We start from the raw sequence: 12,451 nt of genomic DNA, 5'->3' as shown, positions 1-12,451 counted from the left end.
AGAAATCCCTCACGTTTTCTTCAATTTCTCATCACAGTTTCATCACAGATTCCCTGTATATTAATAAGCAAATAAAGCAAATGCTTTTTTACATATATTTTTCTTTTTCATACTCGCCGGGCCTGACAGCCCGGCCCTCCTTCTTTTTATGGATTCTTTTTATTTACTCATTACCAGAGATAGTTTTTCCCTTCCTGGTACAAAGTTTCCATTGCAAAGCGAACACAAGGAAGTTCCGTCATAGGATCTTCAATCCCAACCGAAAGCCGATATCCCTTTTCCAGAAGACTATTCAGTCTTTCTGTTTCCAGTGCAGTCAATGTAGTCGCTTTTTCTCCCGGAAGCAGCGAAGATATTTTTATTGAGATCCTGCTCTTTTCAACAAGTTTGCCGGATTCATCTTCAATATACACGTACACCGGCCATTCCTTGTACATCGGCGCCACTCCTGAGTTTTCCCATGTCAGCTTCAATCTGCTGCCTTTAGCGGTATTCTTCAGTTCTGCCATTGAAATCCACAGCCGATATCCCATATTTTTCAAAACTTCTTTATATCCATCCACATAGTTTTCATCTGGAATCTTTGGTCCCAGAAAAGTAGTATGTGCTTCCCGGATCATTTCTACAGTCCCGGACAGATTTGTATCCAGCATTTCTTCCATTGAAAGAGAACTCGTGAATTCTCCTCCGGAAGGTGCTGTTTTCCAGAAATCCTTCATTGGAACAATTACATTCTTTTCACCTGTCTGATCATATTCACCACCATTATTGATCCAGCCCAACCAGCTCTGTGTGGCCTCCGGCTGTCCGGTCATGTCGTTGTACAGTCCAAATCCATACTTTTCTGCTGCTGCAAAAGGTCTGCGCATAAGAATCATTGCATCAGGAAATGCTTCTGTCCATGGAAGAATGTATTTATCTCTTACCGCTTCCCTTGGGATTCTCTGTATCCCCTCACTGTAGTTCACATGCCATTCTCCCCAGTGGCCAAGACTTCCAAGTTCAACATAGCTGATCAGACCATCCTGTCCAAAATGCTCTCCGATCGCTCTGACTGCCTTTTTATGACAGGAAATGATCGTCGGACTATTATAATCCGGTGCAAAACCTTTGCCATACTCTCCGTCATACCATTTGCCGGCCTTTCCACTCTTCTCATACAGCCATTCCGGGATATCCATATGTTCTTCATCACTCGGAATATCACAGACAAATCTGAGTACCAGATGTTTTCCCTCTTTTCGCCATCTCGAAATCTGATTTTCTTCGTCAATTGACGCCCAGTTGTAAACGCCTTCTTCCGGTTCCAGCTCCGCCCATGTGATATCCATATACAAAAGTGAAATGTCTTCCGAAACCTCGTTATACCATGCACTTGGGACATATCCCATAAGCGGATTTCCAAAAGCCGCCTGACTTTCTTTATATTGTTTTATTGTTTTTCTTCTGCTTAGCCAGAACATTTCCACTCCTGCTGCCAATACAATTGTCAGAATGATGATCAGACAACGTATCACTCTTTTTTTAGCCATGATATTCCCCATTATACTGGATCAATGTCACATCATCTACATGCTCGATCGCACGGATTTTTTCCATAAAGTCCATATCTGCCTGTTTACAGAAGATCTCTACTGCCATTTCCGTTTTTTCTTTACGCATAGTTTTAGACTTTATAAAATATTTTCGTTTTCCAAAGCATCGGATAACCTCATCTCCTGCTTCATCTCCACTGTAATGGATAACTGCAATATAAATTTTCCCTCTCTGCTGTCTGCTGTAAAACAGTATTATCATAAGGATCATAATTGCTGCCGCAATAAGCGCCAGCACATACATTCCAGCTCCTGCCGTGATTCCCGTGGTGATCGCCCAAAACAGATACAAAAGATCCATAGGATCTTTTACTGCTGTACGAAAACGGACAATGGAAAGTGCACCAACCATACCAAGTGAAATTACAACATTGGTGCTGATCGCCAGCGTTACCATACAGGTCAGAACAGTCATTCCTACCAGAGTTACTGCAAAAGTTCTTGAATAAATAACGCCTGTATAAAATCTTCTGTATACCAGAAAAATAAGAATTCCCAACGCCAGTGCTGCAACCAGAGCGACCAGAATACTCGAAATATTATATTGATCAAATACACCTGATTCCAGCACGGACTTTTTTATCATGTCTTTTACACTCATAATATCTCCCTTTCCTGTATTTCATACCAGTATTCAAACCCATTCATATATCTTGTTTTCTCATAACAGAGTACATATTTTGAAACTGCCGTAAATTCAGCTGCATGAGGCGGCAGAATATCTCTGACGATCTGAGGGAGCATCTCTGTAAATTTCACTTCCATAACAAGTTTTCCGGGTTCCAGCACCGGAAGCGTCGGCAAAGTCGGATCAAAAATATCAAAACTTCCAATTGCTGCTCTCACATCTCTGTCAAATGTAACTCTGACAGTCCCCTCATCCATGATCCAGGGTTCTCTGTCATAATCCACGATCGTACGCGGACGCATCATATTGCTCACACACTCTACATAAAACTCTCTGCACAGAGGATACTGGCTTTTCAGAAGAAATTCATAATCCCCAGCCAGAATCTTCTCTACTTCTTCACGAGTCAGAGGTGCGCTTTCTTTAAAGATATAGCTTCCATGCTTTTTCTTTCTCTCCAGTTTTATGGATCTGTCACTGTAATTATAGATTCGGATACGGTATTTTTTTCGCATCAGAATTCCAGCTTCTTTTTCCTCATACGCACTGTTCCAGTAATCATCAAAGTAAAGACTTCGGATCATATATCCCCCTTCATCTGCATGAGGATCCAGATGAAGAAACGGTGACATACGCAGACGAAGAAGTTCTTTTTCTCCCACACTGATCAGATATTTCCACTCATTTCGAAATAACTCTTTCTTACTTTTCATCATAAATATCTTCCTCAATCTGATCGTCTTCTGTGACATAAAAGCATTTCATTCCATAATTCTTGCCGGAATCTGTTACGTAATAATCAAAGGCATCCTGTGTGTATCCGGATTTATTGCCTGCACGCACCCTGACAAAGTACTGTCCGGCTTCTGGTACATCCATCTCCATTTCTGGAAGCAGCTGATTCTCTGAGCTGTAAATAACATCCTGAAACAGATAATCTCTTGCAACTTCAACGGTATATGTAATATCCTCTGCATCCAAATCATAGGAAACATCCCAGATCAGCTTCAGTTTATTATCTTCTATAACCGGTACTCCAATATAAAATGGCATCGGCTTTTCCAGGCTTTCCAGATACAGCTGATAATTTGTCTCCACCTCTCCGGGAATTGCAGCTGCCACCTGCTCATACTGTTCCTCCGTCAGAGGCTCATTCATCTGATCCGGCATGGAATACGCATAGGGTTTTACAACGCTCTTGTAACTCTCAATCATCGTGGTGAGCCTGTCCTCTGTAAGATAATTTTCCTTCAGATCCAGGATCGCATCATTTAATTTATCTCGGAATGTCTGTGATTTCAGGCATCTCTGAAATAAGACATTTCCCCAGTAATTACTGATTCCGGATTCCCAGCCGCCCTGATCTGAAAATTGCCGTATTTTATATTCTGTTCTCATAAAAGAACCATCATTATCCCAACTGATAAAATACCATGTATCGGAATTAAGCGGACTGTAAATATAAGAATTTCTATTTTGTGTATCCACATTTCCGGTCAGGATCTGATATGCCATCCAATAGGTAATATTTTCCGTATCAAAGTACTGGTTCAGAATCTCATCAATCGGTATCGAGTAATCATTGACTGTATCCAGCATCTCTATCAGTTTACTGTGATCAGAATTTCCTTTTATTTCCAGATATTCTTCAAACTTTTTCTGGTCGTAATCCGCATCATCTTCTTTTTTGATCACGTCCTCATAGCGATAGAATTCAAAAGAATTAATTTTGTACAGCTGTCCATTCGAGTCCAGGCCATGAGCCTTCATTCCTGTTTTATTTAGCTGCTCTACCTGCGTATATAATCCATAATCTGCAAAGCTGTCACTCGTTCCATCTGTATTGTCCTTCACATACAAATGTACAAACTGTGTTCGGAGCGAAAGCATCTGCGGAATTTTCTTCATCAGATCATAAGCCAGTTTATTTCGGAAACGCATTCCTTCGCCCATATGTTTATTCAGATTGATCGTTCTCTGTCCACGCCAGGTTCCCTTGTTTTTTTTCAGCTCGATTTTGTAATTCTTCTGTGCATATTCGCTGGATGTCTGTCCCCGGACCTGCACTGTGGCATTTGGCGCAGTTTCTCCATAACCGACCGCTCCCTGCTGTGGACCATCTTCATCCCCGACCTGCAGAAGAGCCGCAGCCTGATAACGTTCCACTCCCATAGTATCATAGTCATATACCGAATAATTGTTGATTTCCTTCCAGGAATGATCTGTATTCTCCGATACATTTCCTCTCGAAACAGTCAGATACATTGTCACCACACTGGTCTCATCATCATTTTCGTATAAAGTATCTTTATCTCTCAGATGTACTTCATTGATGTCCTGTTTCGCAGCTTTTTTTATTTCTGCATCTTCATCTGTCAGATTCGCTGTTTCACCTGCCTGACTTTCGTTGCTTTTTTCTCTGTCCATAACACATCCGCTGCACATCGAAATGACCAGGGACACTGCCAGCAATCCTGCTGCTTTTTTATATTTTCTCAAGCTCCTGTCTCCCTTCTAGTTTTTTATCAAGAAAATATCCAAGTTCTGTGAATATACCTGTTTTTTCCTCCTGAACCACCGGCTGTACACTCAGGATGTAATACGGAAGCCTTTTTGTATAGTAATCCAGTCTCAGAACTGAGAACAGAAAAAACGCCACACATCCAGCCAGAAAACCAAATCCATAATATACCTGTGGGAAAAACAGGGATATTATCGTAAATACAGAAGTTCCTGCCGCAAAAATCCCGGAAGACCACAATGCGCCTTTGTAATCCGTAAAATATAACAGGAGAAGCAGCATTGTATTTGCTACCGCATAAAGGCCATATCCCACACAAAGTGTCCGGAAATATCCTTCCATCAGATCGTTGAAACCAAGCGGCAGATACTCCAGAAGGATACCTCCCACCGAAATCACCAGCGCCGTAGTCAGCAGCTGTTTCAGTGCCGTATATTTTAGTTCCATATTTAAGATTTTTCGCATCTCTTTTCCGGCCTGTTTAATATCTCCTATTGCACCCTTGTCGTTAAACAGACTGTAATAATTTCGATATTTCGGATAGAAATTCACCTCTACTGAAACCACAAAATTTACAGTTGTAACTAATATAGTAAGAAAAGCGATCAACGCCGGAACGTCATGGTACGGCGCCCCGACAAAAAGCCCCTGTACTTTTACCTGCAGTGGTCCCATCCACATGATCACCAGATGCGCAAACAATCCGATATTGATAAAAAGACCCGTAAATGCCAGTGGTAAAAACTGATCCACCCATCTCAGAAAGAAAAAGGCGCTTACATTTCCTGACGGAAAATACTGATACAGAAGCGTCACATCCCACACCATCATTACACCATAACCGACAGAAACAGCAATCAGTAACGCCTCAACATGTGGAATCCCTGTCATAAGGAGAATCCACCCTGTCAGAAATGTCACCAGGATCGCTGCGATAAAAGCCAGAAGAATTCCTCTGTAATCTTTGATCGCAGTAAGATAGCTCATCGCATTCCAGGTAATGATCAGCTCTCCAAAAAATCCAAAGCAGAGAAATCCATCCAGTAGTCCGGCTCCTGAAAATATGAGAAAAACTCCATAAAGAATGCCTCCCACAATCAGCATGAGCCCTGAAGATCCCCAGAACGAAGGCAGTACTGCCTCATAATTTTCTTCATACAGCTGATCTGCAATAAATCTGGTGACCACCATAGAAAGAAAACTTGTGACGGTCAGGGATGCCAGCAGAGTATATGTGATCATACATACCAGCAGTTCTCTGCTGTGTCTTGAACCGCCTGTGATATCACACAAAAACATAACCCCAAGAAGAAGCACAACTCCCAGGAGCATTGGTCCGGTACATACAACTCCAGCATATCCGTAAGCCCGAAATGTCGCAAACAGTCCACGCCTGTTGAAAAGTTTTTTCAGCTCAAATCCTATTCCAGCCATTTTTCTCTTCAACCTCCCTGTATACTTTACGATAATTCTCCATCATATCTTCATGTTTGTAATAGGTTTTCACTCTGTTCTGAGCATTTTCTCCCATTCTTCTTCGTCTTGGCTCCGACACACACAGCTTTTCCATTGCATCCGCCAGACCCTCACGATACATAGGTGCCACATAATATCCGGCCCGCCCAAAAGAGTCCCCCTCGCTTCCTTCAAGAAGTTCTCTGCAGCATCCGACATCCGTTGTCACACACGGACGTCTTGCGGCAAAAGATTCCAGAACCGATAGTGGCTGTCCTTCTGAAATGCTTGTAAGTATTGTAAAATCCAGCTTTTCCATATATTTGACAATATCTACACGCCCTGTAAAAATTATATTTTTTATTTTCAGCTGGTCAACCAGCGCATAGCATTCCTCTGCATATTCTTCATCATCCACGCCTCCCATGATATGCAGGCGCACATTCTGTAACCGCGCTGACAACTCAAAAAATGCATATATCATCGTTTTGATATCTTTGATCGGTGCCAGTCTTACTACCGCGCCAATATCAATCCAGCCATCTGGCTCTTTCAGCGGAATCCCTGACAGTCGGTCATAGTCTATTCCGTTAGATATCACTCTGCATTTATCTTTATCACAACCCATGCTTACCTGCGTATGCATAGCGTTGGTAAAAAGACTGGTCACGCGAAATGCTCTCTGATATATCATATCTGACAGCATATAGAAAAAAGAAATCCACTGTTTCTTAAAAGATGGCACCACCCATTTGGCACGGATGATCTCTTCTTCTCTTTCACGTGTATAAATCCCATGCTCTGTAAGAAGCACGTCTTTTTTGTTCACATAACCTCCCAGACAGGCAAGAAGACCTCCATAACCGGTGCAGATTGCATGGTATACATCTGCCTTCGGCACCTCTGTCCCCATCAGATACAGCACCGGGAGCAGCATTGAACGCATGGTATGAAAAGCATCTGCAAATGCAATATATGGGTAGTGTTCTTCGCAGCATTCTATAAGGATCTGCAGAAATTCCTCACTCTTCAGAAATGACATTGGATTCATATGTTTATCATGATACAGCCGGAATAAAATTTCCCAGTCCGGTCTCCCACAAAGCATCAATTCTCTGAGAGACTGTGTTTCTTCGTCAGAAAATGAATGTCTTAACCTGCCGGTATCCTTCATCCTCAGCGCATCATCCAGAAAAACCTCATGTACTTCCGTAACATTTTCCGGAAACTCATAAACAAACTTTCCTCTGTTTTCTGCCTTTGCACCAATCACCCACAATACAAATTCATGTTCTTTCATTTTATTGATATACTGGTGCATCCAGGTGGAAACCCCACCAAACACATAGGGATAACATCCCTCCAAAATCAGACAGATCTTCACTGTTTTCTCCTCAATTTCGCTCAATCACCACTTCGCTCTCCTGCGCATGCAGAAGATAAAGATTTCCGGTAACATTTGTAAGTTCGCCGCCTGTAACCTGTCCCGGTGTACCATCGTTGATTCTGACCATCAGATAGGCTTCATCATAGAAATTTCCAAGATGAATTCTGATCTCCTGATCTGTGATCTCTTTGTCTACGGTCAGGGCACCATAGCGCTGAACAGCTCCTGCCAGCTCCGAACCTGTAAGATTTCGGAGTGACGGTGCTGATTCATTCATCCAGGTCATATATTCATCCAGTCTTGCTCTTAGTTTTTCCCATCCCAGTGCAGCTCCACGATCTTCATCCAGAAGATCATCCGGGTGCATAAAGTGACTGTTTACAAAATGCATATTCAGTTCTGAAAGTGCTGCCATCTGCATATAATCATCAATGATCGCACCGGATATGATTCTGGGCTGTTCAACAATTCCATCATCCGCCGTCTCAAACTCCTGTACATATGCGTATTCACCAGGGAAATAGTTACTTGCTATTGTTCGGATCTCCGGGAATTTTTCAGCCAGCATTTTTCTTCCTTCTTCTGAGAGTACATTTGAAGGTGGTACATACACCGACAGCTCTGTTCCGGGAAACATCTCTTTTCCAAAACGGATCAGTTCACCAAATGCATCCTGTATTGCTTTCATACTTATCCACGTCTTATATGGAAGAACATCTCCATAATCCACATTTGACAGACTTAATGGCTGGTGGTTATACCCATGGTAGCCCAGTTCTCCACCCTGATGCAGGATCATATTTCCAAAGTACTGAAATCTCTGTGTGTCTGTCTGCTTTTTGATTTTTCCATCTGTCTCATCTTCATAGTTTTCGATCATCACACCCGTATATCTGACGCCATGCTCTGCTGCAAGTGACATCATATCCGGCCACCAGATATTGGAATAAAAATCTGCAATATTAGTATTATAGTCACGTCTGACATAGGTACCATCTCCTCCCGGTACTGGGGAAGGAAAATCATCCAAATAAAACACAGAGCCATTGATCACAGGATAAACTCCCGCATCCGTAAGCAGACTATAAGAAGCAGCATAAAAGCCTCTGACCGCTTTTTCATATAATCCAAAATTATCAACTACAAATCTGCCTTTGCCATAATCCTCTTCCCAGATTACTGGTGTTCCACTCTGATCTCCAACTCTGGCATAAACCCTTGCGGTTTCCGCAAGTTCCACTTCCCATGCGGAGTCATATGGATCCATGATCGTATAAGCCTGTCCGCCACCGATCAAAAAATCCTTATCAAAATAGATGCTATCCACCTCTGTATTCTCATAACCGGATGAGATAATTCCAAGCTTTTGCTCTATCAGAGACACATATGTATTCTTCTGCAGTGTCAGTGCAAACATTGCACTTCCACCATCTTCTACCCATTCACAGATATCCAGAACCTTCTCTTTTAATGGATCAAGATCACTGAGCAGAAGCACAACTATCTCATAGGCGTCCAGATCGGGAATTGTATCCTTTTGTACATCAATCACATCCGTTCCAACACGCATATCCATAAAAATACGCTGAAACTCTATCCAGGCTTGTTCACTCTCTTCCTGGCTGCTGTCACGCAAAACCAGACATGTCTTTTTTAATGAATCTGCCGCCTCTTTTTCTGTTATGATTTTATCCTTATCTATATAAGAAATCTGTCTCTTTTTTTCCTGGTATTGAACCCCAGATCTTTCTGCAAAAAGCACAGCTGCGATCAGTATAAAACAGCCCAGGATCATCAAGATCCCCTTAAACTGAAAATTCCTGATCTTCTTTATGAATCTAACCAAAAAGCCAGAACCTCCTTACTCTTTGAAGACAAATAAATATGCTCCTCTTTCATCTGTTTCAGAGCTGCCTGAATTGCCCTGCCATTTTTCTGCTCTGCAAATAACTGGATTTTTCTCACCCAGTATTCTTCTCTTCTGTGCCATTTTTTATCTATAACATCCAGAATCTGCTGAGCTCCTGAGTAATCTTTAAGCTTCATTAAATTGTCTGCCAGACACAAACAGCTGTGGAAATTCATATCTGTTTTGATCTTCTTCTGAAGAAGCTGTGTGTACTGATTTCTCTGCATATGTTCCACCTGTTTTTCAAGCAATCCCTGCTGCAGATATTCTTCCATAAAATCACAATACTCATCCAGTACAACCGGATCCTCCGGTGCAGCTGCATATGTGCGTTCAAAAGTCTGCAGTTTGCTGTCATAATCCTTAGACAGTTCTACCATGGCAGTGATCGCATAATGAACAACCTCCACATCCTCATTCATCCGGGCCTTCTCCAGAAGTTCGATATATTTTGAAGGATCATCATTCAGAATATCCATGATCAGCTTTCTGCGTTTTTCCGGATCATTGATCAGAAGTGCTTCCTCCAGGGGAACAATATCATGATCATTTTCTTCCCTTAACCTGAAGTTATTTTTGTATATCTCTTCATTGACCTGAAGCTTTTCTATACCTATTTTTCTGCTGTTTTCAGCTTTGCTAAAAACCTGAAGATGGAGGATCAACATGCTTAAAGCTCCCCATACAGGTACAAAAATCACAGGTATTATCAGGTATTTTTTTACTTTAAGCATACCACTTCTGATTCCTGCCCATATAAGAATACAAACCGTCAGATGCAGGATGAGCAGCACGATTCCACTTACTGTCCGGATCATTTGTTTTCTCCTGTTCTGTTATTGCCTGTAAGCTCTTCGTCTATCTGTCTGCACACAAGCCCGGCCTGCTTCAGCCTTGCAAGGATGATCGGAAGAGCTTCTTTATCCGTCTGAACCAGCATCAGATATAATTCCTTGCTTTCCGAGATTCCCCAGACATCATTTTCTCTCACCTTGGAGCGCAGAATCTCATCTGCTTCCTTCAGTGACATTTCCGAATATTCAACTTTCAGCAATACGTAAGATGCCAGCTTCTGTTCCCGCATATCATGCTGTACTTTCAACCGCTCTTCAAAATATTCTGTTTTTAATATATGCGTTCCTTTCACATACTGTCGATATTCCACTGCTTTCTGATATTCCAATGCACGCAGAAGAGACGTTTCCACCAGGCCGGAAAGAATCTTGAAAAGATTCAGGAAATACAATGACATCTGCTCGCGACTGACCTGCTGAATACAGATCAGCATTACGAGCTCTCCGTTTTTCCGGACTCCCGCCATATACATAGGATATTTTTCCAGGAATTCCCGGTTTGCCCACACATTTCCATTTTCCAGTTCTTCCATTGCAGCTGAATACTCACTCAGTTTTATCGAATTCGGATAATTTCCCTGCACCTGTGCGGATGCTGTCTCCAGACGTCCATAACCATTTTCCCGATTCAATGTGTAAAGTCCAAAGGTTTTATTTTCCAAAACATCTTCCAGAACACGGATCGTTTCAATATATAGTTCCTGCGGCTGGATCACATCCAGTTTTCTTGTGATATCAAAAATCTTTCCAAAGCTGTCTTTACTTCCAAGTATTTGTTTTTTATACAGGTTTTTATCCTCTATGGTTTCCTGATACATTTCACGGGTAAAAAGAAATTTCTCCTGAAGCAAATTATTTTCTTCTTTAATAAATTGTACATTATCCTTATTTTTCATCCGGATATAACCGCAGATCGCTCCAACCGCAAAATAAAAGATAAATGGAATCCAGTTTGAAGGTTCATAGAACAGTACATACCAGCTGCTTCCTTCTGCTTCAAACGCACGTATAAGTGATAAGCTTTCTGCCGCTGCCGCTGCAATTCCATAATTGATCCCATACGTACTGCCAAACAACATAACAAAAATCAGACGAAGATCGATCATTTTAAACTGTGCCTGATTTCCGGCTATTCCATTCAGCAATTCAAACAAAATAAAAAATGCCGCAAACTCCGCAGCTCTCACAACTGTTTTATATTTTGACAAAATATGTTTTAAACTATCCAGTCGGCCTGCCTTTATATTATTTCTTTCCTGATAATGTTCGTAAAGCTCCGGAATCTCTTCCAATATTGAGATTTTAGGAAACCAGCCGTATTTATAGCGGATTATTTTGTCATCCTTTAACATATTTTCCATTATGCTGTATCGTGCATATGAAACCTTAAGATGAGGACACAATTCTGTCAGTTTATCTCCCAGATCCTTAAAGCAATGATCAAACCCATCCGCTATATTGAGAATTTCTTCATCCTCATCCCAGTTATCAAAAATTTTATACATAAGTTCTGCCAGATCCTGCATTGACATGAAAAACATTCTCTGTGACTCATCTTCCTGAAAGGTTATTTTCTGCTCTGTTGAAATTTCACGGAAAACCGTATTCAGGAAATCTTTCTCATACTGTTCTGAATATAAATAAGGAGACCGAATTATTTTTACAGTGATCTTATAAAGTTTTGCGTATTCTCTGCACAGATTTTCCATTTCGGAAACCAACAGTGTTTTTCCTGTCGGAACATCATACAAGCGTTCAGGACCTGTCAGATATACAATACGCATATTTCTTTTTCCTCTGCACAACTGCAGTATTTTACGAAGCATCTCAGCTTCTCCACGTGTTTCTCCATGGAATGTCAGATAATTGGAGAAATAAATGATCTGTTCAAAATCATATGTAATGAAAATATCTTCCAGTTCTTTTTCATTTTTCACAAACGGACGCACAAACAGATTTTTCTTACGATTTTTCCTGATATTGGTATCTCCCATTACCATTACCAGGCTTTCCGGAAATGCTTCCTCAACAAATCTATTTGTAATATACCCCGTATTTCCAACCAGTAGAGTCCTCATGTATTGCCTGCCTTTACAAATACT

9 protein-coding genes are annotated in these 12,451 nt (G+C 41.4%); all 9 read right to left on the bottom strand.

From position 1 onward, the window contains the following. Positions 1-170 precede the first annotated feature (170 nt). Genes NQ503_RS01830 through NQ503_RS01790 form a run of 9 tightly spaced genes read right to left on the bottom strand, consistent with a single transcriptional unit; the run spans position 171 to position 12,427 of the window. A complete protein-coding gene (locus tag NQ503_RS01830) occupies positions 171-1,532 on the bottom strand; it encodes a DUF4832 domain-containing protein (RefSeq protein WP_044925803.1) in 1,362 nt (453 codons plus the stop codon). Beyond that, entirely contained in the window at positions 1,525-2,196 is a 672-nt protein-coding gene (locus NQ503_RS01825; protein WP_005425751.1) for a DUF4956 domain-containing protein, read from the bottom strand. The genes NQ503_RS01830 and NQ503_RS01825 overlap by 8 nt, the downstream gene beginning before the upstream one ends. Further along, positions 2,193-2,939, bottom strand: a complete 747-nt coding sequence (locus NQ503_RS01820) for a polyphosphate polymerase domain-containing protein (protein ID WP_005425750.1) — start codon at positions 2,937-2,939, stop codon at positions 2,193-2,195. The genes NQ503_RS01825 and NQ503_RS01820 overlap by 4 nt, the downstream gene beginning before the upstream one ends. Further along, a complete protein-coding gene (locus NQ503_RS01815) occupies positions 2,926-4,722 on the bottom strand; it encodes a CotH kinase family protein (protein ID WP_044925799.1) in 1,797 nt (598 codons plus the stop codon). Before NQ503_RS01815 ends, NQ503_RS01820 begins: the two co-directional genes overlap by 14 nt. Next, complete coding sequence (pelG, locus tag NQ503_RS01810) at positions 4,709-6,178, bottom strand: exopolysaccharide Pel transporter PelG (RefSeq protein WP_117739263.1); 1,470 nt, start codon at positions 6,176-6,178, stop codon at positions 4,709-4,711. The genes NQ503_RS01815 and pelG overlap by 14 nt, the downstream gene beginning before the upstream one ends. Further along, positions 6,159-7,607, bottom strand: a complete 1,449-nt coding sequence (gene pelF, locus NQ503_RS01805) for a GT4 family glycosyltransferase PelF (protein WP_192924934.1) — start codon at positions 7,605-7,607, stop codon at positions 6,159-6,161. Before pelF ends, pelG begins: the two co-directional genes overlap by 20 nt. Beyond that, positions 7,594-9,432, bottom strand: coding sequence for a DUF2194 domain-containing protein (locus NQ503_RS01800; RefSeq protein ID WP_227190339.1), 1,839 nt, complete (start codon positions 9,430-9,432; stop codon positions 7,594-7,596). The genes pelF and NQ503_RS01800 overlap by 14 nt, the downstream gene beginning before the upstream one ends. After that, positions 9,417-10,313 carry a hypothetical protein gene (locus NQ503_RS01795; RefSeq protein WP_005425739.1) on the bottom strand — a complete coding sequence of 299 codons (897 nt, stop codon included), beginning with the start codon at positions 10,311-10,313 and terminating at the stop codon, positions 9,417-9,419. The genes NQ503_RS01800 and NQ503_RS01795 overlap by 16 nt, the downstream gene beginning before the upstream one ends. Then, positions 10,310-12,427, bottom strand: coding sequence for an NAD-dependent epimerase/dehydratase family protein (locus tag NQ503_RS01790; RefSeq protein ID WP_005425737.1), 2,118 nt, complete (start codon positions 12,425-12,427; stop codon positions 10,310-10,312). The genes NQ503_RS01795 and NQ503_RS01790 overlap by 4 nt, the downstream gene beginning before the upstream one ends. Positions 12,428-12,451 lie beyond the last annotated feature (24 nt).

It is taken from the genome of Blautia obeum ATCC 29174, assembly GCF_025147765.1.
In the GTDB taxonomy this organism is placed as follows: domain Bacteria; phylum Bacillota; class Clostridia; order Lachnospirales; family Lachnospiraceae; genus Blautia_A; species Blautia_A obeum.
Note: the sequence above shows the minus strand (reverse complement) of the source record. Positions and strands in the feature narration are given on the sequence as shown.

Excerpts from the sequence above, each read along its gene's own strand:
- NQ503_RS01830 (WP_044925803.1), bottom strand. The coding sequence starts at position 1,532 with ATGGCTAAAAAAAGAGTGATACGTTGTCTGATCATCATTCTGACAATT.
- NQ503_RS01825 (WP_005425751.1), bottom strand. The coding sequence starts at position 2,196 with ATGAGTGTAAAAGACATGATAAAAAAGTCCGTGCTGGAATCAGGTGTA.
- NQ503_RS01820 (WP_005425750.1), bottom strand. The coding sequence starts at position 2,939 with ATGATGAAAAGTAAGAAAGAGTTATTTCGAAATGAGTGGAAATATCTG.
- pelG (WP_117739263.1), bottom strand. The coding sequence starts at position 6,178 with ATGGCTGGAATAGGATTTGAGCTGAAAAAACTTTTCAACAGGCGTGGA.
- NQ503_RS01795 (WP_005425739.1), bottom strand. The coding sequence starts at position 10,313 with ATGATCCGGACAGTAAGTGGAATCGTGCTGCTCATCCTGCATCTGACG.
- NQ503_RS01790 (WP_005425737.1), bottom strand. The coding sequence starts at position 12,427 with ATGAGGACTCTACTGGTTGGAAATACGGGGTATATTACAAATAGATTT.